This is a genomic window from Burkholderia sp. AU15512 (assembly GCF_002223325.1).
GTDB lineage: Bacteria > Pseudomonadota > Gammaproteobacteria > Burkholderiales > Burkholderiaceae > Burkholderia.
In genome coordinates this window covers 1,767,471-1,790,342 of sequence record NZ_NKEX01000006.1, presented here as the reverse complement: position 1 = coordinate 1,790,342, position 22,872 = coordinate 1,767,471, and the positions used below count along the sequence as shown (strand labels likewise).

General features: G+C 65.8%; 19 protein-coding genes and 2 tRNA genes. 14 read left to right on the top strand and 7 right to left on the bottom strand.

Translation table 11 applies throughout. The features are described from left to right. Positions 1-342: 342 nt before the first annotated feature. Positions 343-1,518, bottom strand: a complete 1,176-nt coding sequence (locus tag CFB43_RS27330) for an acyltransferase family protein (RefSeq protein WP_089497346.1) — start codon at positions 1,516-1,518, stop codon at positions 343-345. 217 nt (positions 1,519-1,735) lie between these two features. Here CFB43_RS27330 and CFB43_RS38550 point away from each other — a divergent pair, with 217 nt between their 5' ends. Further along, positions 1,736-1,879 (top strand): hypothetical protein, encoded by a 144-nt coding sequence (locus CFB43_RS38550; protein ID WP_175967895.1) that lies wholly within the window; start codon positions 1,736-1,738, stop codon positions 1,877-1,879. A 230-nt stretch (positions 1,880-2,109) separates the two neighbouring features. Next, positions 2,110-2,997: a UTP--glucose-1-phosphate uridylyltransferase GalU gene (gene galU / locus CFB43_RS27325; RefSeq protein WP_011355704.1), complete on the top strand. Its 888-nt coding sequence runs from the start codon at positions 2,110-2,112 to the stop codon at positions 2,995-2,997. Positions 2,998-3,385: 388 nt separating this feature from the next. Here the strand turns inward: galU and CFB43_RS27320 are convergent, their stop codons facing one another. Beyond that, on the bottom strand, positions 3,386-4,504 hold the full coding sequence (locus CFB43_RS27320) for an acyltransferase family protein (protein ID WP_089497345.1): 1,119 nt from the start codon (positions 4,502-4,504) through the stop codon (positions 3,386-3,388). A gap of 257 nt (positions 4,505-4,761) precedes the next feature. Between CFB43_RS27320 and CFB43_RS27310 the strand changes: the two genes are divergently transcribed. Together CFB43_RS27310 and CFB43_RS27305 are read left to right on the top strand one after the other, a co-directional pair. Then, positions 4,762-5,211, top strand: coding sequence for an HU family DNA-binding protein (locus CFB43_RS27310; RefSeq protein ID WP_011355701.1), 450 nt, complete (start codon positions 4,762-4,764; stop codon positions 5,209-5,211). Positions 5,212-5,489: 278 nt separating this feature from the next. Continuing rightward, positions 5,490-6,281 carry an AadA family aminoglycoside 3''-O-nucleotidyltransferase gene (locus CFB43_RS27305; RefSeq protein WP_089497344.1) on the top strand — a complete coding sequence of 264 codons (792 nt, stop codon included), beginning with the start codon at positions 5,490-5,492 and terminating at the stop codon, positions 6,279-6,281. 152 nt (positions 6,282-6,433) lie between these two features. Here CFB43_RS27305 and CFB43_RS27300 read toward each other — a convergent pair whose 3' ends face one another. The 3 genes from CFB43_RS27300 to CFB43_RS27290 form a co-directional block, all read right to left on the bottom strand. Further along, positions 6,434-6,907, bottom strand: coding sequence for a VOC family protein (locus CFB43_RS27300; RefSeq protein ID WP_089497343.1), 474 nt, complete (start codon positions 6,905-6,907; stop codon positions 6,434-6,436). Positions 6,908-7,294: 387 nt separating this feature from the next. Next, positions 7,295-8,452, bottom strand: coding sequence for a porin (locus CFB43_RS27295; RefSeq protein ID WP_089457862.1), 1,158 nt, complete (start codon positions 8,450-8,452; stop codon positions 7,295-7,297). A gap of 404 nt (positions 8,453-8,856) precedes the next feature. Continuing rightward, positions 8,857-9,804 (bottom strand): YihY/virulence factor BrkB family protein, encoded by a 948-nt coding sequence (locus tag CFB43_RS27290; RefSeq protein ID WP_226272890.1) that lies wholly within the window; start codon positions 9,802-9,804, stop codon positions 8,857-8,859. 142 nt (positions 9,805-9,946) lie between these two features. Here CFB43_RS27290 and fdnG point away from each other — a divergent pair, with 142 nt between their 5' ends. The 10 genes from fdnG to CFB43_RS27240 all read left to right on the top strand — a co-directional run bounded on the left by fdnG (position 9,947) and on the right by CFB43_RS27240 (position 20,611). Next, the gene (gene fdnG, locus CFB43_RS27285) at positions 9,947-13,018 is read left to right on the top strand and encodes a formate dehydrogenase-N subunit alpha (protein WP_089497342.1); all 3,072 of its coding nucleotides are present in this window, start codon (positions 9,947-9,949) and stop codon (positions 13,016-13,018) included. Positions 13,019-13,028: 10 nt separating this feature from the next. Beyond that, positions 13,029-13,943 (top strand): formate dehydrogenase subunit beta, encoded by a 915-nt coding sequence (fdxH, locus tag CFB43_RS27280; RefSeq protein ID WP_011355694.1) that lies wholly within the window; start codon positions 13,029-13,031, stop codon positions 13,941-13,943. Then, the gene (locus tag CFB43_RS27275) at positions 13,940-14,566 is read left to right on the top strand and encodes a formate dehydrogenase subunit gamma (RefSeq protein WP_021162866.1); all 627 of its coding nucleotides are present in this window, start codon (positions 13,940-13,942) and stop codon (positions 14,564-14,566) included. Before fdxH ends, CFB43_RS27275 begins: the two co-directional genes overlap by 4 nt. Before the next feature lie 106 nt (positions 14,567-14,672). Further along, the gene (gene fdhE / locus CFB43_RS27270) at positions 14,673-15,608 is read left to right on the top strand and encodes a formate dehydrogenase accessory protein FdhE (RefSeq protein ID WP_174971920.1); all 936 of its coding nucleotides are present in this window, start codon (positions 14,673-14,675) and stop codon (positions 15,606-15,608) included. Positions 15,609-15,684: 76 nt separating this feature from the next. Then, on the top strand, positions 15,685-17,124 hold the full coding sequence (gene selA / locus CFB43_RS27265; protein WP_089497340.1) for an L-seryl-tRNA(Sec) selenium transferase: 1,440 nt from the start codon (positions 15,685-15,687) through the stop codon (positions 17,122-17,124). Then, positions 17,121-19,046 carry a selenocysteine-specific translation elongation factor gene (gene selB / locus CFB43_RS27260; protein WP_089497339.1) on the top strand — a complete coding sequence of 642 codons (1,926 nt, stop codon included), beginning with the start codon at positions 17,121-17,123 and terminating at the stop codon, positions 19,044-19,046. The genes selA and selB overlap by 4 nt, the downstream gene beginning before the upstream one ends. 32 nt (positions 19,047-19,078) lie before the next feature. Then, a tRNA-Sec gene (locus CFB43_RS27255) sits at positions 19,079-19,174 on the top strand. 63 nt (positions 19,175-19,237) lie between these two features. Next, the gene (locus CFB43_RS27250) at positions 19,238-19,993 is read left to right on the top strand and encodes a Fic family protein (protein WP_089497338.1); all 756 of its coding nucleotides are present in this window, start codon (positions 19,238-19,240) and stop codon (positions 19,991-19,993) included. A 110-nt stretch (positions 19,994-20,103) separates the two neighbouring features. Further along, positions 20,104-20,199 (top strand) — tRNA-Sec (locus CFB43_RS27245). Between the two features lie 199 nt (positions 20,200-20,398). Next, the gene (locus CFB43_RS27240) at positions 20,399-20,611 is read left to right on the top strand and encodes a hypothetical protein (RefSeq protein WP_089497337.1); all 213 of its coding nucleotides are present in this window, start codon (positions 20,399-20,401) and stop codon (positions 20,609-20,611) included. Between the two features lie 77 nt (positions 20,612-20,688). On the opposite strand, the gene CFB43_RS27235 is transcribed toward CFB43_RS27240, so the two are convergent. Beyond that, complete coding sequence (locus CFB43_RS27235) at positions 20,689-21,114, bottom strand: NUDIX hydrolase (RefSeq protein WP_089497336.1); 426 nt, start codon at positions 21,112-21,114, stop codon at positions 20,689-20,691. Between the two features lie 314 nt (positions 21,115-21,428). Then, positions 21,429-22,817 (bottom strand): nucleobase:cation symporter-2 family protein, encoded by a 1,389-nt coding sequence (locus tag CFB43_RS27230; protein ID WP_089474503.1) that lies wholly within the window; start codon positions 22,815-22,817, stop codon positions 21,429-21,431. Positions 22,818-22,872 lie beyond the last annotated feature (55 nt).

Sequence of the window (22,872 nt, the reverse complement as noted above, 5' to 3'; positions counted from 1 at the left end):
TGGGCAGGTTGTTGTGCGTTGCGTGGGGCGCGTGCTTGGCCGATTGTTGATTGGGAGGGCGTGGTTGGCGACGCGAGAAGGCGACGCGAGAAGGTGACGCGAGAAGGTGACGCGAGAAGGTGACGCGAGAAGGTGACGCGAGAAGGTGACGCGAGAAGGCCGCGCCCAGGCAGTCCCGATGGTGAAAGGCGGTCGAGGGCGGCTCACGCGGGCCGTAGCGCGGCCCGACGCCGGAAGGCTAACCCACCCCCGTCAACCCGGTATGCCGGCGCGCTCAGGCCATGAAAAAGCCCCCGCGCAGCGCACCGCCGCGCGAGGGCTCGGAAAGGCGTTCCGGCCGGATCAAACGGCCCGTTCGGGCGCCGGCGTAACGACCCGAGCGGGTCGAGCCGGCTTGAAGCTGGCCGACCACGTCATCGCGGGCCGTTCGAACATCCGGTAGAACACATACGCGACCGGGATCGCGGCGGCCATGAACGCAAATGACGGCCAGATCGACAGCTGCAGCTCGGAATGGAACAGCACCGAGCCGAGACAGACGAACAGCGGCAGGTGGATCAGGTACAGCGAGTAGCTGAAGTCGCCGAACCAGCTCAGCACGCGCAGCGGCGGCGTCGGGCGCGGCGGACGGGCGAGCGCGCGGTACAGGAAGCACGCGAAGCCGGCCGACCACAGCTGGAACGCGCCGTACTGGCCGAAATGGAACGCGCCGCAGCCGGCGGCCAGCAGCACGGCGGCCGTACCGTACCACGCGCGCGACGGCACGGCGGCCGCGCCGCGGGCCGGCTGCGCGCGCACGTCGGCGATCCACGCGCCGATCGTCCACGACAGCCAGTACGACGTGAAGAACTGCAGGTCGTGCCGTTCGAGCAGCCACGCCGACGCGACGTTGACGAGCGCGACCGCGGCCACGACCGCCGGCATGCCGATACGCCGGCGGATCGCGAACAGCAGCGGGTAGATCGCATAGAACTGCACTTCGAGTGACAGCGTCCACAGCGCGCCGTTCGACCCGTACGTGTAGCCGGCGACACCCTGCAGCGAGAACAGGTTCACGAGGAACGCGACGAGGCCGGCGTCGCGGATCTTGTGGCTGACGGGCTCGATCTGCAGGCTGACCGAGTCGAGTGCGAGCGTAAACAGCAGCGCGGCGAGCAGCACCGGGTAGATGCGCGCGAACCGGCGCACCCAGAAGTTCGGCGCGTCGAGCCGGTACGCGGGATCGGCCGCGAGCTTGAGCGCCGCGTTGCGATGGATGCAGTAGCCGCTGATCACGAAGAAGATCGGCACGCCGGCGGAGCCCCACGCGAACGGGAAGGTCAGGTAGCCGGCGATCGCGCTCGGGGTGAGCGCATGGCCGTAAGCGTGATGGAAGCTTTGCATGCCGACCCAGACGACCTGGCGGCAGTGGAAATAGGCGACGAGCAGCGCCGCGAAGCCGCGCATCGCGTCGATCACGTGTTCCTTGTGATCGGCGACGGGCGGCGCGGCCAGAGACGATCCGCTGAAAGCTTGCATGCGATTCGATTCCTTGCGACGGATGGACGGGAAGTTTCATCCAATCGTAATGCGCAAGAATTCGATCAATGAATAAAAAAATCTCACCGGGAAATATCGGAATTCCACATCATGGGTTTATCGCGTTCGGAAAGCGGTTCCGCGAGGCGGGTCAATTATTTACCGATTTTTTTCTGATAGTTTGAAGCTCCAGTTGATTGATGCAAGGAGCGGCAAGATGGACATGCATTGGATCGCGAGCGCTGCAGTACTGCTGGTCATGGCCATGCTGTCGGCGTACCGCGAGGCGCTGAAGAACGAACCGATTCGCCCGGGTCTCGAACGGGGCGGCGTGCCCTATATCGAGGAATTCGAATCGTAAGAATTTGTATCTGGAAAATCGGTAATTTGTTTCTGCCTCGGCACTCGGTTCGGCAATATCGACCGGGTTGAAAGGATTATATTTTTTCCGGAATCATTGGGCAATCAGTCCATATCGAAAATGAGCGGAGTCGAATTGGCAGTACCGTCGATTCTCGATATGCCGTTCGGAACACAATCGCGCCGGGTCGCGGGTCGACGCGGCGCAGTCAACGCAATCAGGATGCGAACATGTTGAAAGTCACCAAGGCCGTGTTCCCCGTCGCCGGTCTCGGCACGCGGTTCCTCCCGGCAACGAAGGCGAGCCCGAAGGAGATGTTGCCCGTCGTCGACAAGCCGCTGATCCAGTACGCGGTCGAGGAAGCGATCAACGCCGGTATCACCGAGATGATCTTCGTCACCGGGCGCAGCAAGCGCGCGATCGAGGATCACTTCGACAAGTCCTACGAGATCGAGGCCGAACTCGAGGCGCGCGGCAAGGAAAAGCTGCTCGAACTGGTGCGCGGCATCAAGCCGAGCCACGTGAACTGCTTCTACGTGCGCCAGCCGGAAGCGCTCGGCCTCGGCCACGCGGTGCTGTGCGCGGAGAAGCTGGTGCACGGCGAGCCGTTCGCGGTGATCCTCGCCGACGACCTGCTGCATGGCGAACAGCCGGTGCTGAAGCAGCTCGTCGACGTGTTCGACCACTATCACAGCTCGGTGATCGGGGTCGAGACGATCCCGCGCGAGGACAGCCGTTCGTACGGCGTCGTCGAAGGCCGCGAATGGGAAGAGGACATCATCAAGCTGTCGGGCATCATCGAGAAGCCGGCGCCCGAGGATGCGCCGTCGAATCTCGGCGTGGTCGGACGCTACGTGTTCATGCCGACGATCTTCGATCACCTGCGCAAGCTCAAGCCGGGCGCCGGCGGCGAACTGCAGCTGACCGACGCGGTCCAGTCGCTGCTCGCGAACGAGCAGGTGCTCGCGTATCGCTACTTCGGCACGCGCTTCGACTGCGGCAGCAAGATCGGCTATCTCAAGGCCACCGTCGAGCTCGCGCTCCAGCATCCGGAAGTGAGCCGCGAATTCGAGGCCTACCTGCGTACCTGTTTGCCCGCGCTGGCTGCTGTCGCCTAAGCAGCCGCGCGCTCCGTTGTTTCAGGTGGTGGTTGTTCCGTTGGCCCCGGCCGCTCGCGCGCCGGGGCTTTTTTGCGTGTGCGGATGCGCCACTGCGCCATGCGGGCCGTCGGGGTGCGAGTCGTGGCAGCTCGGCGTCAGGATCGGGGCTGCGTGTGGAGCGGGGCGCGCCGACGAGAACGGACGTCATGGCTGAAACCGGTGCCGCGACGGGCGCCCGGATCACCGGATCGGCGGCTCGATGGCGCGACGCGTATCGACGTTCGTGACCGCATCGGTTTTGCCGGCGCCGGTCGACGACGCGACGGCTCGAGCGTTGCGCGTCAGCGCCAGAGTGTGGCGTGAAGCACCGTTTCCCCGCTCAACCGTTGCCGCGTTCGTGCCGTGTTCAACGCGCCGACGTACTCGGCCGTGCGACGAAATACCGGGCCAGCATCGCGGCGACCGGCTTCTTGAAATCGAGCAGCCGCTTTTCCAGATAGCGCCACGACAGGTGCGCGAGCAGCACGGCGAGCGCGAACTGCAGCAGTTCGGGTAGCGTGTCGCGGACGATTTCAGGGATGGCCACGTGCCCGACGTGCGCCGGCAGCACGCCGAAGCGCGCCGGAATCAGGTTGTGGAACAGGTAGAAGCCGTAGCTGATCGTGCCGAGATAGGCGAGCGGCGCCCAGTCGAGCAAAGCGACGACCGGATGCTCGGGTTCGCTGACGATCCTCAGCAGCAGCGCGCCGAGCGATGCGGACAGGCCGAGATCCGCGAGCCCCGCGATCGCATCGGGCAGGGGCGTGCAGGCGGGCAGCACGAGGAAGAACACGACGCCGGCCGCGCCGAGCCAGCCGGGCGGAACGCGGCGCACGGCGGCCGTGCCGCGATCGGCGAGCGCCATCGCGCCGACGCCGCCGAGCGCGATCAGCGCGAAATTCCACGGGGAAAACGCATAGATCAGCACCGGCGACGCGTCGCACAGGTAGAGCGCGAGATGCGCGAGCGCGCCCAGTACGATGGCCCCGATGCCGAGCGCGACGTGTCGCGCGGCGGGTACCGCGAGCAGCGCGAGCGGCGCGATCAGATAGAACTGCTGTTCAACCGCGAGGCTCCAGAAGTGCGACGTGGAGCCTGGCCAGCCGTCCTTGACGGCGCCGATCCAGTAATTCGACAGGAACACCGCGTGCCATGCGAGCCCGAGATTGACGCCGCGCTGGTAGAACAGCGCGTGCGCGATCGCGAGCGCGGCGAGCAGCAGGTAATAGACGGGAAAGATCCGCAGCGCGCGTTTCGCGAGGAACAGCGCGAGCGCGTGGCGGCGCGTCATGGTGCCGCGCTCGACCGCCTGGCGGTTGCGATGCAGCTCGCCGACGATCAGGAATCCGCTGATGAGGAAAAACGTCCACACGCCAAGCTTGCCGACGTCGACGGCAAGGACGTGGCCCTTGTGGGACAGGAAAACGAGGATGACGGCGAGGGCTCGCAGGCCGTCGAGTCCTTTGACGTATCTGGCTTCGCGCATGGAGGCATCCGGGCATTGAGCGAGCCCAGTATAGGTGCGCAAATATCGAACGTAATTCGCATTCGGGTGCCTACGTGAAGGCGTTTTTTGATGCTGGAGCGTCGATGAAATCGGTCGCATGCAAAAAAACCTGCGGGAAACCCCGTGAAAACGCATAAAAGTACTGCACGAAGCGTCAAGGCGCTTGTAGAATCCGGCGTTGAAGCGCGCGCGTTGCACGCTTCGTGTATCCAACGACCACACCTGGTAGGAGAAACATGGCGACTTCCGCAAAAAAGGTGGCCAAGAAGGCTGCCGCACCGGCCACCAAGAAAGTGGCTGCCAAAAAGGCTGCGCCCGCGAAGAAAGTAGTGGCCAAGAAGGTTGTCGCGAAGGCGGCACCGGCTGCTCCGACGCCGCTGAAGGACAAGTTCACGAAGGCATCGCTCGCAACGCACATCGCTGAGCGCGCAGCTGTCGAAGTGAAGGCTGTCAAGGCAGTGCTCGTCGCACTCGAGAACGTCGTGCTGGGCTCGGTCCACAAGAAGGGCGCGGGCGAGTTCACGCTGCCGGGTCTGCTGAAGATCACGGCGCAAGTCGTGCCGGCGAAGAAGAAGCGCTTCGGCAAGGATCCGTTCACGGGCGAAGAGCGTTGGTTCCCGGCGAAGCCGGCCAGCGTGCGCGTGAAGGCACGTGCGCTGAAGAAGCTGAAGGACGCGGCAGCGTAATGCTGCGCAGTGGCTGCCGAACGCATGTCGGCAGCCGCTGCGATGTCCGACGATCCCCGCACGCGAAAGCGTGCGGGGATTTTTATTGCGCTGCGCAAATCGCGCGGCAGCGAAGCAGTGAAATGGCGGAAGGTCCGGTTCGACGCGTGACGCACGACGGAAGACGCGCCGCGCACGCGCGATGACGAACGGCAATCCTCCGCGCGCTTGCAGCAGATCCGCCGCTGCCCGTCGCGCGCGCTGTGCCGGTAGCGTGCGCCTCGCGAGGCACGTGCATCGTGACTGAATGCATTCCCGACGAAATCGCAGCCCAGGTCACCGCCGCGTGCGACACGATCGAGCGGCATCTCGGCGCGACGCTCACGGCGCTTCACCTGTTCGGATCGGCGCTCGACGGCGGACTGAAGCCGCGCAGTGACATCGACCTGCTGGTGACGGTGTCGGCCCGGCCGGACGAGTCGACGCGGCACGCACTGATGCTCGACCTGCTGGCCGTGTCGGCGCCGCCTGGTCGTGCCGGCGGCATGCGCGCCCTGGAAGCGACCGTCGTCGCGCACGATGCGGTCGTGCCGTGGCGTCATCCGGCGCGTCGTGAACTGCAGTTCGGCGAGTGGCTGCGTCACGAGCTCGAGGCCGGCATCGTCGAACCGGCGCGCGTCGATCACGATCTGGCGATCCTGTTGACGAAGGTGCGGCAACACAGTGTCGTGCTGGTTGGCGCGCCGGCGGCGGCGCTTTTCGAGCCAGTGCCCGCACGGGATTTTGTCGCCGGGCTGCTGGCGACGGTTGCGCAGTGGAATGCCGAACCGGATTGGCGCGGCGACGCGTGCAACGTGGTGCTCGCGCTCGCGCGCATCTGGTACAGCGCCGCGACCGGCAGGATCGCGCCGAAGGACGTCGCGGCGACATGGGTTCTGGAACGCTTGTCGCAAGCCTGCCGGCCGGTCGCCGCGGCGGCGCGTGCCGCCTATCTTGGCGGCGAGGAGGACGCGGCGATCCTGTCGGGCGAACCCCTTGCCGCATTCATCGGCTACGCGCGGCGAACGGTCGAATCGATGCTGTCGACGTAGCGGCGGATACCGCGCGCGTGCCCGGGGCTTGGGGCGACGCCGAGGAAGATCATCGGCACTGGCGCGGCAGTCGCACGCGCATGCGGTCGAGCCGGATGCCTGTCGGTGACCCGGCGCGTCATCGCGCATGCGCCGTGCGACGTGCTGCTTCGTCAGCCCGCCGTACCGGCGTAGGCGGCCTTCAATGCGGCGTCGTCGAGCTTGATCATCTGCATCATCGCGGCGGCCACGCGCGTGGCCTTGACCGTGTCCCGGTCGGACACCATCGGGATCAGCGTTTCCGGAACGATCTGCCACGACACGCCGTAGCGGTCTCTCAGCCAGCCGCAGGCGTCGGCCGTGCCGCCGTTGTCGAGCAGGGCATGCCAGTAGCGGTCGAGTTCCGCCTGGTCGGCGCAGCTGACCAGCAGCGAAATTGAATGGTTGAACGTATCGGTGCGCGGGTGGCTCATCGCGAAGAACGGTTGCCCGAACAGTTCGAACTCGACCATCCGCGTGCCGTCGGTGCCGGGCACCGTCGTGACGCGCACGACGCGCGAATCCGGAAAGATGCCGGCATAGAAGGCGGCGGCTTCTTCTGCTTGCGCCGCGTACCAGAGGAAAGGCGTGATCTTCTGAATCGTCATGGCGTATCTCCTGTGTGAATGGGGCGATGCGCGAACCGCGTGCCGCCATCGAGACGACGGACGACGATTGCCGAAATCGACACGCCTCGGCACATTGCGATCGCACCGGACGAGCGGTGCCGGCAGTGCGGATGGTAGTCGCTCGGCGGACGGATGGCGACCGGTGCGGCGCTTCGAAAACGGTGTTCCCGGCGCGTGGCAGCCCCCAGGCGCCGCTGCCGGCCGGCGGGCGTAGGTCGGGGCGCGGGTTCCGGTTCCCGGCCCGTGCGGGCGCTGCGGGCACGCGGGAGACGGACGAAAAAAAGCCAGTCGCGGCCGAAACCGGGACTGGCTTTCCAGGTCGGCGGCAAGGCGTCGGAGACGCCATGCACGCCGGAAACGTACTTCTTAGAACTTGTGACGCAGGCCGAGTGCGACCAGCTCTTGGGACTTCGTGCCGGCGATGCCGTACGAGCCGACCGAAGCTTGCGCTGCCGACGTCGTGCCATCCGCGTTGAGTTGCGTGCCGCTCGCGTGCTGGTAAGCGCCGACCAGGTAGATGTCCGTGCGCTTCGACAGCGAGTAGTCGCCGCCCAGCGAAACCTGATGGTACTTGGCGTTCGTGTTGCCGCTCGCCTTCGTGTACGAGTAGCCGAGGCCCAGCAGCAGCGGCGGCGTGACCTGATACGTCACGAACCCGCGGCCCGTGTTGTATTTTTCGGTCGAACCGAAGCCCGACGATGCGTCCGGCTTGTACTGTGCATTGCTGTAACCGAGGCCGAACGTCACCGGGCCGAATGCGTACTGGCCTGCCACTTGCGCGATGCCGATCGACTTCGCCGACACGTAACCCGCGTTGATCGGACCGTCGACGATATTGTCCGACGTCGTCGAACCCCAGCCCGCGCGCGCGCCGGCTGCCGGCGTCGGGTTGTTCGCGTAGAAGTAGCCAGCAGCAACGCCGACCGGGCCGTTGTTGTAAGCGGCCGCGACCGACCACGTTTGGCCGGCGCCCGTCTTGCCAGCGACACCGCCGAGGGCGTACATGCCTTCGACCTGGAAGCCGGCGAACACCGGCGACGTGTACTTGATTGCGTTGCTGACGCGCAGGCTGTTGTCGTTGTTGTCGACGTCGCCCGGCGTGGCGAACACGCTGCCGAAATAGTTGTCAGCCGTCACGCCCTGGACCAGGTCGACGATCGGATCGTATTGGCGGCCGAGCGTCAGCGTGCCGTACTGATCGCTTTGCAGGCCGACGAAAGCCTGGCGACCGAACATGCGCTTGCCTTGGCCCAGTGCGCCCGACGTCGAGTCGAAGCCGTTTTCCAACTGGAAGATCGCCTTCAGGCCGCCACCGAGGTCTTCTGCGCCCTTGAGGCCGAAGCGGCTGCCTTGCAGGTTGCCGCTACCCATCGACCACGCATTGTTACCTTGACCGTCGTTACCGTGAACATAGGTGATCGACGTGTCGATCACGCCGTACAGCGTCACGCTCGACTGGGCCTGTGCGGCACCAGCGGCGCCCAGCAGGGCGAGCGAGAGGGTCGAGAGAGCAAGTTTCTTCATCGTTGAATATCTCCACGCAAGTGATTCATCGTTATTTGTTGCGGATTGGAGAATAGCTCAGTGCCATCGACGCAAGAAAGCTTAAAAAATAAAGTGTCTCGAAAAGGTAACAGCGAGAAAAAGTCCATATATATCAAGCACATCAACGACTGTTTCTGTTTTTGAAAAAGTTGACAATTGCTGCGATGCGATTGTTTCGCTCGTTGATGCGCATCGCGGCAGGAAGCCTGTTTCGGCTCGTTCACGCACGGAAACTGAAGCGTGCAAACGTTTGCGGTTGCGGCAACGAATGCGCGGGCATGCAAAGAACGTGTCAACGCCGCGCGAATGCGCGGCGGGCAGCGTGGTTGCAAAGCGGCGGACGGGTGTGCGGGGGCGTGCGGCGGCGTGGCGACAGCGGTGCGTCAGTCGTCGCGCATGCCGTCGGTGGGGCGATCGATGGCGCGATCGGCTTGAGCAGTAACGGCCGATGGGGTGGTCGCGGCGGGCCGATGCGCGTTGCCGCGGGCGGCCGCGAATTCCGCGCCGAGCAGCAGCACGATCGCGGAGAAGTACAGCCACATCAGCAGGACCGCGAACGATCCCGCTGCACCGAATGCACTTGCGGTGCCAGCATGCGCGAGGTACAGCGCGAACAGCTTCTTGCCGCCGGAGAACAGGATCGCGGACACGATGCCGCCGATCGCGGCGTCACGCCAGGCGACGCGCGCATCGGGCAGGAACTTCATCAGCGACGCGAACGCGCCCGCGAGCACCGCGATCCCGACGAAGAACTGCACGAGGTTCGTGACGATCACGTACGGCGAATTGCCCAGCAGCCAGGTGCCGACGAACGTGATCGCGGTGTCGAGCACGAGCGACACGATCAGCAGGAACGCGACGCCGAGCACGAGCCCGAACGAGATCAGCCGCACGCGCACGAGCCCGAGCATGCTCGACCAGCGGTTCTCGGTGGCCGGCCAGATCACGCTGAGCGCGGCGCTGAGCGACGCGAAGGTGGCCGACGCGCCGATCGCGAGCGCGGCGAACGAGATCAGGGTGGCCAGGCCGCCGCGCTCGCCCGCGCGGTGCGCGTTCTGCACGATCGTCTGGATGCTGGCCGCCGCGTCGTCGCCGATCAGCTGGTGGGCCTGTTCGAACACCTGGCCGCGCGCGGCATCGTCGCCGTAGAACCAGCCGGCCACGGCAATCACCATCACGAGCATCGGCGCGAGCGAGAACGCGGAGAAAAAGGCGATGCCCGCGGCCATCGCGGAGCAGCGGTCGGACGAGAAGCGCTTGAACGCGGTGAGGGCCCAGTTGGCCTGTTCTTGCGCGAGACGGGTGGCTTCGGAGGTGATCTGTCGTTTCATGACGGTTCGGTGGCGCGGGGAACGCGGATCATCGTTGGTAATCAGACAATTCAGTATTGATCCGAGGATTCGAACATAGTTGCGCGAACTGTCTATAATTCCTTTCAGTTTCCTCACCCCCACAATAACGCCGAGACCAGCCATGCTACAAATGTCCCGGCGCCAGTTCCTGAAGGTGACGGCTACGTCGCTTGCCGGATCGAGTCTAGCCCTGATGGGCTTCTCTCCGTCCGAAGCGCTTGCCGAAGTCCGACAGTACAAGCTGGCGCGCACCGTCGAAACGCGCAACACCTGTCCTTACTGTTCAGTGGGTTGCGGCATCCTGATGTACAGCCTCGGAGACGGCGCGAAAAACGCCCAGCCGAGCATCATCCACATCGAAGGCGATCCCGACCATCCCGTCAATCGCGGCACGCTGTGCCCGAAGGGCGCGAGCCTGATCGACTTCATCCACAGCCCGAACCGCCTGACGCACCCGGAGTATCGGGCGCCCGGCTCGGACAAGTGGGAACCGATTTCGTGGAATGACGCGCTCGACCGCATCGCGAAGCTGATGAAGGCCGACCGCGACGCGAACTTCGTCGAGACGGCCGAAGACGGCTCCAAGGTCAACCGCTGGCTGACCACCGGCATGCTGGCCGCGTCGGCAGGCAGCAACGAGGTCGGCTACCTGACGCACAAGACCATCCGCAGTCTCGGGATGCTCGCATTCGACAATCAGGCGCGTGTCTGACATGGCCCGACGGTGGCAGGTCTTGCCCCGACGTTTGGCCGTGGAGCGATGACGAACCATTGGGTCGACATCAAGAACGCGGACGTGATTCTCGTGATGGGCGGCAATGCAGCCGAGGCCCATCCGTGCGGTTTCAAGTGGGTAACGGAGGCGAAGGCGCACCGCAAGGCGCGGCTGATCGTCGTCGACCCGCGCTTCACGCGTACGGCCTCGGTGGCCGACTACTACGCGCCGATCCGCACCGGCACCGACATCGTCTTCCTGGGCGGCGTCATCAACTATCTGCTGACGAACGACAAGATCCAGCATGAGTACGTGAAGAACTACACGGACTTCTCGTTCATCGTGCGCGAGGATTTCGCGTTCAACGACGGCATCTATTCCGGCTACGATCCGGAGAAGCACGCGTACCCGGACAAATCGAGCTGGGACTACGAGCGCGGCGACGACGGTTTCGTGAAGGTCGACCCGACGCTGCAGCATCCGCGTTGCGTGTACAACCTGCTGAAGCAGCACTACGCGCGCTATACGCCGGACATGGTCCAGCAGACGTGCGGCACGCCGAAGGAGAAATTCCTGAAGGTGTGCGAGATGCTCGCGACCACGGCCGTTCCCGGCCGCGCCGGCACGGTGCTGTACGCGCTCGGCTGGACCCACCACTCGATCGGCGCGCAGATCATCCGCACCGGCGCGATGGTGCAGTTGCTGCTCGGCAACATCGGCATCGCCGGCGGCGGGATGAACGCGCTGCGCGGCCACTCGAACATCCAGGGGTTGACCGACCTCGGGCTGATGTCGAACCTGCTGCCGGGCTACATGACGCTGCCGATGCAGGCCGAGCAGGATTTCGACGGCTACATCAAGAAGCGCGTGCAGCTGCCGCTGCGGCCGAACCAGTTGAGCTACTGGAAGAACTACAAGGCCTTCCACGTGAGCTTCATGAAGTCGTGGTGGGGCGATGCGGCGACCGCCGAGAACAACTGGGGCTACGACTACCTGCCGAAGCTGGACAAGCAGTACGACCTGCTGCAGGTGATCGAGCTGATGAATGCCGGCAAGATGAACGGCTACATCTGCCAGGGCTTCAACCCGCTTGCGGCGTCGCCGTCGAAGGTGAAGACGGCGGCCGGGCTCGCGAAGCTGAAGTGGCTCGTGATCATGGACCCGCTCGCGACCGAAACCTCCGAGTTCTGGAAGCATCACGGCGACTACAACGACGTCGATTCGTCGAAGATCCAGACCGAGGTGTTCCGTCTGCCGACCACGTGCTTCGCGGAGGAAAACGGTTCGCTCGTGAGTTCGAGCCGCGTGCTGCAATGGCACTGGAAGGGCGCGGAGCCGCCGGGCGAGGCGAAGAGCGACCTCGAGATCATGTCGGGGCTGTTCCTGCGCATGCGCAAGATGTACCAGACGGACGGCGGCAAGTATCCGGATCCGATCGTCAACCTGACCTGGCCGTACGCGAACCCGGAAAGCCCGACGCCCGAAGAGCTCGCGATGGAGTTCAACGGCAAGGCGCTCGCCGATCTGCCCGATCCGAAGGATCCGACCAAGACGCTCGTGAAGAAGGGCGAGCAGCTGGCCGCGTTCGCGCAGTTGAAGGACGACGGCACGACCGCGAGCGGCTGCTGGATCTTCTGCGGTGCCTGGACGCAGGCCGGCAACCAGATGGGGCGGCGCGACAACGCCGACCCGACCGGCATCGGCCAGACGCTGAACTGGGCGTGGGCGTGGCCGGCGAACCGGCGGATCCTGTACAACCGTGCGTCGTGCGACGTTGCCGGCAAGCCGTTCGACCCGACCCGCAAGCTGATCGGCTGGAACGGCAGCGCGTGGAAGGGGGCCGACATTCCCGACTTCAAGGCGGACGAAGCGCCCGAAAACGGGATGGGGCCGTTCATCATGAACCCGGAAGGTGTCGCACGCTTCTTCGCCCGGGCGGGGATGAACGAAGGTCCGTTCCCCGAGCACTACGAGCCGTTCGAGACGCCGCTCGACGCGAACCCGCTGCACCCGAACAACCCGCAGGCGCTGAACAACCCGGCCGCCCGCGTGTTCCCGGACGACCGCGCGTCGTTCGGCAAGGTGGCGGAGTTCCCGCACGTGGCGACGACGTACCGGCTCACCGAGCACTTCCACTACTGGACCAAGCATGCGCGGCTGAACTCGATCATCCAGCCCGAGCAATTCGTCGAGATCGGCGAAGACCTCGCGAAGGAAGTCGGCGTCGCGCATGGCGAGCGCGTGAAGGTGTCGTCCAAGCGCGGCTACATCATCGCGGTCGCCCTCGTCACGAAGCGGATCAAGCCGCTGACGGTCGACGGCAAGAAGGTCCAGACGGTCGGCGTCCCGTTGCACTGGGGCTTCAAGGGTCTGACGAAGCCCGGCTATCTCGCCAATACCCTGACTCCGTCCGTGGGTGACGGCAACTCCTATACACCGGAATTCAAGTCGTTCCTGGTGAAGGTCGAAAAGGCGTAAGGGGAAAGAGATGGCATTGCAATCGCTGGATATCAAGCGCGTCTCGGCCACCACGACGCCACCGCCCACGGTGCGCGAACCGGTGACCGGGAGTGTCGCGAAGCTGATCGACGTATCGAAGTGCATCGGCTGCAAGGCATGCCAGACGGCATGCATGGAGTGGAACGACCTGCGTGACGAGGTCGGCACCAACGTCGGCGTGTACGACAACCCGGCCGACCTGACCGAGCATTCGTGGACGGTCATGCGGTTCTCCGAATACGAGAACCCGGCCGGCGACCTCGAGTGGCTGATCCGCAAGGACGGCTGCATGCACTGCGAGGATCCGGGCTGCCTGAAGGCGTGTCCGTCGCCGGGCGCGATCGTGCAGTACAACAACGGGATCGTCGATTTCCACGAGGAGAACTGCATCGGTTGCGGCTATTGCGTGACCGGCTGCCCGTTCAACGTTCCGCGGATCTCGAAGAAGGATCATCGCGCATACAAGTGCACGCTCTGTTCCGACCGCGTCGCGGTCGGCCAGGAACCGGCCTGCGTGAAGACCTGCCCGACGGGCGCGATCGTGTTCGGTACCAAGGAGGACATGAAGCAGCACGCGGCCGAGCGGATCGAGGACCTGAAGGAGCGCGGCTTCGAGCATGCGGGGCTGTACGACCCGCAGGGCGTCGGCGGCACGCACGTGATGTACGTGCTGCACCATGCGGACAAGCCGTCGCTGTACCACGGGCTGCCCGACAATCCGTCGATCAGCCCGATGGTGAAGCTGTGGAAGGGCATCGCGAAGCCGCTCGCGGTGGCCGGCATCGCGCTGACCGCGCTTGCCGGGTTCTTCCACTATGTCCGGGTCGGTCCGAACGAGGTGAGCGACGAAGAGGAACAGGCCGCGCGCGACGAGGCGCGACGCATCAAGGAGGACGCGAAATGAACCACGACGACCCCAACCTGATCGTCCGCTACACGCCGAACGAGCGCACGAACCACTGGATCACCGCGATCACGTTCGTGCTGCTCGCGCTGTCCGGGCTCGCGCTGTTTCATCCGTCGATGTTCTGGCTGACCGCGCTGTTCGGCGGCGGCCAGTGGACGCGGATCCTGCATCCGTTCGTCGGCCTCGTGATGTTCGTGTCGTTCGCGATCCTGGTGGTGCGCTTCTGGCACCACAACGCGCTCGACGCGGACGATCGCCAGTGGCTCAAGCAGATCGGCGACGTGCTGACCAACCAGGAAGACAAGCTGCCGCCTGTCGGGCGCTATAACGCCGGGCAGAAGCTGCTATTCTTTACGTTGGTCGCGTGCCTGCTGCTGCTCCTGCTGTCGGGAGTCGTGATCTGGCGGCGCTACTTCTCGTTCTACTTCCCGATCGGGGTGATCCGCGCGGCCGCTGTCGTGCATGCCGTGGCGGCCTTCGTGCTGATCGCGAGCATCATCGTGCACATTTACGCGGCGTTGTGGGTGAAGGGCTCGATCGGCGCGATGGTGCGCGGCACCGTCACGCTGGGCTGGGCTCGCAAGCATCACCCGAAGTGGTTCCGTGAAAGCGTGAAATAACGCACCGGAGCGGGGCGGCTCGCCGATCGCGGTGGCCGCTCCGTCAGCCGTCGGAACCGCCTGAAGCGCCGACTTGTCGGCGCTTGTTTATTTGGAAGACATATCTGTGACACAACGCATCCTCGAACCGACCGAGATCTCGACCCTCGATCATTCGGCCATCCCGCGCTTTCGCCTGCCGGAGCGCGCCACCGCGTTCTCGGCGCGCGCCGCGCGGCTGCGCAAGCTGGCCGACCTGAACCCGATCAGCGGCTACCTGCGGCTGATGGCCACCGTCGCCGATGCGCAGCACGCGACGCTGCAAACGCTCGAACTGCCGCTGCCGTCGAAGGAAGCGATCGCGCGTGCGCAGGAGCATTCGATGCCGCTCGTGCCGGCGCTCGACGGCGAGCGCGATCCGCGCTGGCGTGCCGTGCTGTACGAACTGCTCGACCGCGTCGAAGGCGCCGGGCTCGTCAACCCGCAGCTCGCGAAGCTGCTCGACCGGCTGCGCCTGATGGCGCCCGCCGAACTCGACGCGCAAGCCGACGCGATTCTCGCGCTGCGTTTCGCCGAAGTCGACCCGGCTATCGCGCCGTTCCTGATGGCCGCGCTGCAGGTCGTGTGGACGGACCTCGCCAGCCGCGTTCCGCCGGCCGACGTTCCGTATCTCGATCAGCCGGGGCTGTGCCCCGTGTGCGGCACGCATCCGGTCGCGAGCGTCGTGCGGGTCGGCGGCCAGTACCAGGGCTACCGTTTCCTGCAATGCGGGCTGTGCACGACCGAGTGGCACATGGTGCGCACGAAGTGCTCGCACTGCGATTCGACGAAAGGCATCGCCTATCACGGGATCGAGGGCGGCAGCGAAGCCGTTAAGGCCGAATCGTGCGACGAGTGCAAGACCTATCGCAAGATCGGCTATCAGGACAAGGACTACGAGTTCGAGCCGCTGGCGGACGATCTCGCGAGCCTCACGCTCGACCTGCTGATGAACGAAGCCGGCTACCAGCGCAGTTCACCGAACCCGCTGCTGTGGCCGGATGTCTCGCGGGACGCGAATTGACGGCACGGGCCGGCGGGACGGTGCGCGAGCACCGGCGCCGGCCCGCTGCGAAGCATGAGACTGGAGCCACAACGACGTGACCGAACCGGGTGTGAATGAACTGAATGCGGTACTGGCGCGCGTGCCGTCCGTCGAGCGCGTGCTGTCGTCGGCGCCGCTGCAACCGCTCATCGCGGACTACGGCCGCACGCGCGTGCTGAACGCCGTGCGTGCCGAGCTCGAACGCTGGCGTACCGCCGCGCAACACGATCCGGCGGCGGCCGAGCCGCTCGACGAGCCGCGCATCGCCGCGGCCGTCGCGCGCACGCTGGCCGCGCAGAGCGCGGGCGCGGTGCGCGCCGTGTTCAACCTGACCGGCACCGTGCTGCACACGAACCTCGGGCGCGCACTGTTGCCCGACGACGCGGTGCGCGCGGTGGTCGACGTGCTGACGCGGCCGGTCAACCTCGAATTCGATCTCGCCACGGGCCGCCGCGGCGATCGCGACGACCTGATCGACGATCTGCTGTGCGAACTGACGGGCGCGGAAGCCGCGACCGTCGTCAACAACAACGCGGCGGCCGTGCTGCTGGCGCTGTCGGCGCTGGCGACGAAACGGGAAGTCGTCGTGTCGCGCGGCGAGCTGGTGGAAATCGGCGGCGCATTCCGCATTCCCGACATCATGAGCCGCGCGGGCGCCAGGCTGCGCGAGGTCGGCACCACCAACCGCACCCATCTGCGCGACTACGTGGAAGCCATCGGCCCGCGTACCGCGCTGCTGATGAAGGTGCATTGCAGCAACTATGCGATCAGCGGCTTCACGAAAGAGGCGACGCTCGCCGAACTCGCGCCGCTCGCGCGCGAGCATGGGCTGCCGGTGGCCGTCGATCTCGGCAGCGGCACGCTCGCCGACCTGTCGCAATGGGGCCTGCCGCACGAGACGACCGTGCAGGAAACCGTCGCCGCCGGCGCAAACGTTGTCACGTTCAGCGGCGACAAGCTGCTCGGCGGGCCGCAGGCCGGCCTGATCGTCGGCGACCGCGCGCTGATCGCGAAGATCAAGAAACATCCGCTCAAGCGCGCGCTGCGCGTCGGCAAGCTGACGCTCGCGGCGCTCGAGCCGGTGCTGCGCCTCTACCAGTCACCCGAGTTCCTGCGTGACCGGCTCACCACGCTGCGGCTGCTGACGCGCCCGCAGCGCGAGATCGCCGAGGCCGCCGAGCGCGTGCGTCCGGCGCTGCAGGCCGCGCTCGGCAGCGGTTTCGACGTGACGGTCGAGCCGATGTTCAGCCAGATCGGCAGCGGCGCGCTGCCGGTCGACCAGTTGCCGAGCGCCGGGCTCGTCGTACGCACGGCGGACGGCAAGCGCGGCGGCCGTGCACTGGCGCAGCTCGAGAAACGGCTGCGCGAATGGCCGCGCCCGGTGATCGGCCGCGTCGCCGACAATGCGCTGCGGCTCGACCTGCGCTGCCTCGAAGCCGCCGACGAGGCGGTGTTCGTCGCGCAATGCGTGCCGCTCGCGGGGCCTGCTGCATGATCGTCGGTACCGCGGGACACATCGACCACGGCAAGACGACGCTGGTGCGCGCGCTGACGGGCGTCGATACCGATCGCCTGAAGGAAGAGAAGGCGCGCGGCATCTCGATCGAGCTCGGTTACGCGTATACGCCGCTCGACAACGGCGACGTGCTCGGCCTGATCGACGTGCCGGGCCACGAGAAGCTGATTCATACGATGGCGGCCGGCGCATGCGGGATCGACTTCGCGCTGCTCGTGATTGCCGCCGACGACGGCGTGATGCCGCAGACGCGCGAGCATCTCGCGATCCTGCAACTGCTCGGCGTCACGCATGGCGCCGTCGCGCTGACGAAGTGCGATCGCGTCGATGCCGCACGCGTGGCCGAAGTGCGCGACGAGATCGCCACGTGGCTGAACGACTCGACGCTGGCCGGCGTGCCGATTTTCGAAACGCGCGCGACGGCTGCGGACGATCCGGGCGTCGCCGCGTTGAAGCGTTATCTGGCGGACGCGGCGATCGCGTGGCGTGCGCGCCGCGACGACGGGCTGTTCCGGCTCGCGGTCGATCGCGTGTTCACGCTCGCGGGGCAGGGTACCGTCGTGACGGGCACCGCGTTCGCGGGCCGCGTCGCGACCGGCGACACGCTCGCGATCGTGCGCACGGGCGGCGCGGCGCGCGTGCGCAGCATCCACGCGCAGAACCGGCCGGTCGAGGCCGGCCGCGCGGGCGAGCGTTGCGCGCTGAATCTGGCCGGGGTCGACAAGGCCGATGTCGAGCGAGGCGACACCGTCGCCGATGCGCGGCTCGTCGCGACGTCGCCGCGTCTCGACGTCGAGCTGACGCTGCTCGCGGATGCGGGGCTCACGCTGACGCACTGGGCGCCGCTGCACGTGCATCTCGGCACGTTGCATCGCGTCGCGCATGTCGCGCTGCTCGACGGCGATACGCTCGCGGCCGGCCAGCGGATGCGCGTGCAACTGGTGTTCGACGAGCCGGTGTTTGCGCTGCCGGGCGACCGGTTCATCGTCCGCAATCCGCAGGCGACGCGCACGGTCGGCGGCGGCCGCGTACTCGATCCGTTCGGGCCGGCGCGCAAGCGTCGTACGCCTGCGCGCCGCGCATGGCTCGACGCGCTGGCCGAATGGCTCGACGCGGGCCGCCTCGATGCGCTGCTCGCGCAGGCGCCGCTCGGCATCCCGCGCGCGATGCTCACGCATCTGACGGGTTTCGCGCCGAATGCGCTGGCCTTGCCGGAAGACGCGCTGGCGATCGGGCCGCGCGACGCCGCGTCGAACGACGGCGCGGTGATTGCCCAGGCGCACTGGCGCGCACTGCAGACGCGGGCGATCGATACGCTGCGCGCGTATCACGAGCGCATGCCCGACGAGCAGGGGCTCGACGCCGCGCGGTTGCGGCGGATGGCCGCGCCGCTCGCCGGCGATGCGCTGTGGCGCGCGCTCGTCGATGCGCTGGTGGCCGGCGGCGAAGTCGCGCGAAGCGGGCCGTGGCTGCATCTGCCGTCGCATTCGGTGAGCCTCGAGCCGCGCGAGGAGGCGCTGGCGCAGCAACTGCTGCCGCTGATTCACGCAGGGCGCTTCGATCCGCCGTGGGTGCGCGACCTGGCCCGTGACACGGGCGCGGCCGAGGACGCGGTGCGCGCGTTGCTGCGCAAGCTCGCGCGGCGCGGTGACGTGCACCAGGTCGTGCGCGACCTGTTCTATCACGCGGGCGTGGTGCGCGAGCTGGCGGAACTGGTCGCGCACCTCGCGCCGTCGCGCGAGGGCGGGCTCGATGCCGCGACGTTCCGCGATGCGACGGGGCTCGGCCGCAAGCGCGCGATCCAGATTCTCGAGTTCTTCGACCGGGTTGGGTATACTCGCTTCCACCGCGATCTTCACCTCCTGCGGCCTGACAGCGGTTGGGCGGGTATTCAGGCGTAGGCGCTCGTTGTTCTTTGGGTTCTTTTCCCCACGGAAGGCATTCGTATCCGGTGGTACGGCTGGACTTCAAATCCAGTTGGGGGTGTCAGACACTCCCGGGTAGGTTCGACTCCTGCTGCCTTCCGCCATTTGCCATTCGCCATTCCAGACGCGGAGTAAAATGGCGCGCATTGGTCGATTTTGGTGATTTCATGGATTCGTCCGTATCGCTTCTGCTGGAAGCCGTCGATGCCGACAAGGCAAAGCTGGACGCGGCGCGTCCGCTTCCGCCGCACACGCTGGCGTCATTGCGCGAAAAGCTGATGCTGGAGTGGACTTATCATTCGAATGCGATCGAGGGCAACACGCTGACGTTGCGGGAAACGAAGGTCGTACTCGAAGGCATTACGGTCGGCGGAAAGTCGCTGCGCGAGCATTTCGAGGCGACCAATCATCGCGACGCGATTCTCTATGTCGAAGAAATCGTCGGCAAGCAGGAGACGCTGTCCGAGTGGCAGATCCGGAATATTCACGGGCTGGTATTGAAGGGGATCGACGACGGCGAGGCCGGCAGGTATCGCCGGGAGAACGTCGTGATCGCAGGCGCAAGCACGACGCCCCCGGATTTCCTGCATTTGCCGGCTGAAATGGCCGCGCTCATCGATTGGGATACGCAGGCGGGCGCGATGCATCCGGTGGCACGGGCCGCCGAACTGCATACGCGGTTCGTGAAGATCCATCCGTTTGTCGACGGCAATGGAAGAACGGGGCGGCTGCTCCTGAATTTCGAACTGATGAAGTCCGGCTATCCGCCAGCGGTCATTCGCAAGGAAGACCGGCTGGCTTACTACGATACGCTGGACGAGGCGTGCACGACCGGCGACTACAGCGGCATCACGCGCCTGGCGGCCGAGTCAGTGCAGCGCTCGCTCGACGCCTACCTCGGCGTGCTTGGATTGCGCACGTAGCGGGCCATTCCGAACGCCTGTCAGGCTGGTTCGATCACTGAGGCGTCCTGTCTGGGCCGGTTACGTCCACTCCGGTAAATGTGCCGTCTGCCAGGTGTTCTTCCCCCCACGGAAGGCATTCGTATCCGGTGGTACGGCTGGACTTCAAATCCAGTTGGGGGTGTCAGACACTCCCGGGTAGGTTCGACTCCTGCTGCCTTCCGCCACCCCGTATTTCTTGTCGACTCGACGCGCTTCAATCAACGTGCAATTGCACGACATCACCGGCGATTGCAATCGCCAAAACTTGATCGGGAAAAGCACTAAAAGTTTGCTATTTTTTTCCGGGCTATAGTCGAATCACTGAAGGTAGACGCGGCGTCCCTTGCCGATACCGTTCAGGTAATGACTGTAGACGGGGGCTGTATGAAAAATAAAATCGACAAGACCGCCGGACCGATCTGGGGCGTGGCTGCAGGATTGCTTCTTGCTGTCGCAGGATTGAGTCTCGGCATTTTCCCGACGTCCTTGCAAAGCTCGGGAAGCGCGAACGACTTCATGGCGTCCGGTATTGCGATGCTCGGCATCTTCCTGGTCGTCTATGCCGCGCACGAGTTGCGAAGAAGGCGCCCGCACTGAGCGCTTACGCGCTGCCGATCCACGCAGGACGATCCGGGCCGGTCCGCCGGCTCGTGAATACGCTCGTCCGCCGCGGGCTACGTCTTGCGGATTTCGTGTTGATAAACGAGTTCGACGATGCGCTTCGTCGGAATGCTGGCGCGCAACCCGTCGACGCTGTCGATCGGAAACCACTTGCATTTCTCGATCTCGTTGTTTGCTTGCGGCGTCTGATCCGGGCCGACTTCCGCGAAGAACACGTGATGGATTTTGGCGAGGCCGGTGAACTGCATCGAGTAGACGAGAGGCTGGCCGGTCATGCCGGTTTCTTCGCATAACTCGCGATGTGCGGCGTCGAGCGGCGTTTCCCCACGCTTGATCGTGCCGCCGGGAAGCGCCCAGCGCGACGCCGCACGGGCAACGAGCAAGACCTGTTCGCCGCGATAGCAGACGATGGTCGCGCGTTCCTTGACCGGGACGGTGCTCGCTTCGGGGGCGGTATTGGGCGCTAGGGTTTGAGGCATGAAGCAATTCTAACCATCGCGGAACGATCGGCAAAGCGCGTCTGACGTGGTTTGACGATCGATCGTCACCGTCGCGTGTCCGGCCAGGCCGCCGCTGCGTTTCGCAGGTTCGAATTCGTGTCAGGCCGGCGCGCGGTCGTCCGCGCCCAGGGGGGCGGGGCGTCGGCATGAAGTGCGCGATGGGCTCGCCCTTCGCTTCGAATCGGGCGAGGCTATCTCTCGGTGCGGGATACCGCGTCCGTCATGAAAAAAGCCGCGCATCCCGATGCACCGGAAGCGCGGCTTGAGGGGGGCGCCGGTCAGGCGTCGCGCCGTTACTTCTTTTCCGGCAGGAACCAGTTCATCACGAGCGCGCAGATGCCGCCCGTCGCCACGCCCGATTCCAGCACGTTCTTCAGCGCGTGCGGCAGGCTGTTGAGGATGTCCGGCACTTGCGACACGCCGAGGCCGAGCGCGAGCGACACCGCGATGATCAGCAGTGCGCGACGATCGAGATGGACGCCCGCGAGGATGTTGATGCCCGATGCGGCCACCGCGCCGAACATCACCATCGCCGCGCCGCCGAGCACGGGCTCCGGCACGGCCTGCAGCACGCCGGCGACGACCGGGAACAGGCCGAGCACCACGAGCATCCCCGCGATCCAGATGCCGACGTAGCGGCTCGCGACGCCGGTGATCTGGATCACGCCGTTGTTCTGCGCGAATACCGAGCTCGGGAACGTGTTGAACACGCCGGCCAGCAGCGAGTTCGCGCCGTTCACGAGCACGCCGCCCTTGATCCGCTGCATCCACACCGGGCCTTCGACCGGCTCGTTCGAGATCTTGCTGGTGGCCGTGACGTCGCCGATCGCCTCGAGCGACGTGACGAGGTAGATGATCAGCATCGGCACGAACAACGCCCACGAGAAGCCGATGCCGAAGTGCAGCGGCGTCGGGACCTGGAACAGCGCGGCCTGGTGCATGCCGGTGAAATCGAGGCGGCCGAGGAACGCGGCCGCGAGATAGCCGATCACGAGCGCGATGACGAGCGCGGTGCTGCGCACCCACACGATCGGCACGCGGTTCAGCAGGATGATCGTGCCGAGCACGAGACCGGACAGCGTCAGGTTCTCCGCGCTCGCGAAGGTGCCCTTGGCCATCGCGCCAAAGCCGCCGCCCATGCTGATCAGGCCGACCTTGATCAGCGTGAGGCCGATCAGCAGCACGACGATGCCGGTGACGAGCGGCGTGATCAGGCGCTTCACGAACGGCAGGATGCGCGACACGCCCATCTCGACGAACGACCCGGCCATCACGACGCCGAAGATCGCGGCCATCACGGTCTCGACCGGCGTGCCTTGCTTGACCATCAGGCTGCCGCCGGCGATCAGCGGGCCGACGAAGTTGAAGCTCGTGCCCTGGACGATCAGCAGGCCGGCGCCCAGCGGGCCGAAGCGCTTGCACTGGACGAAGGTGGCGATGCCGGAAATCACCAGCGACATCGACACGATCAGGGTCGTATCGCGGCTGGACACGCCGAGCGCCTGGCAGATCAGCAGGCCGGGCGTGACGATCGGCACGATGATCGCCAGCAGGTGCTGCAGCGCGGCGACGAAGGCGACCATCGGCGCCGGCCGGTCGTTCGGGCCGTAGACGAGGTCGCGGGCCGAATCTGCGGCGTCGGCGCCGTGGGCGGCGGGTTGGGCGGGGGAGGCGGGTTGCATGGCGAGCGGGCCGGACGAGGTGGAAAGTGCGGCATTTTAGCCGAACGGCCCGCCG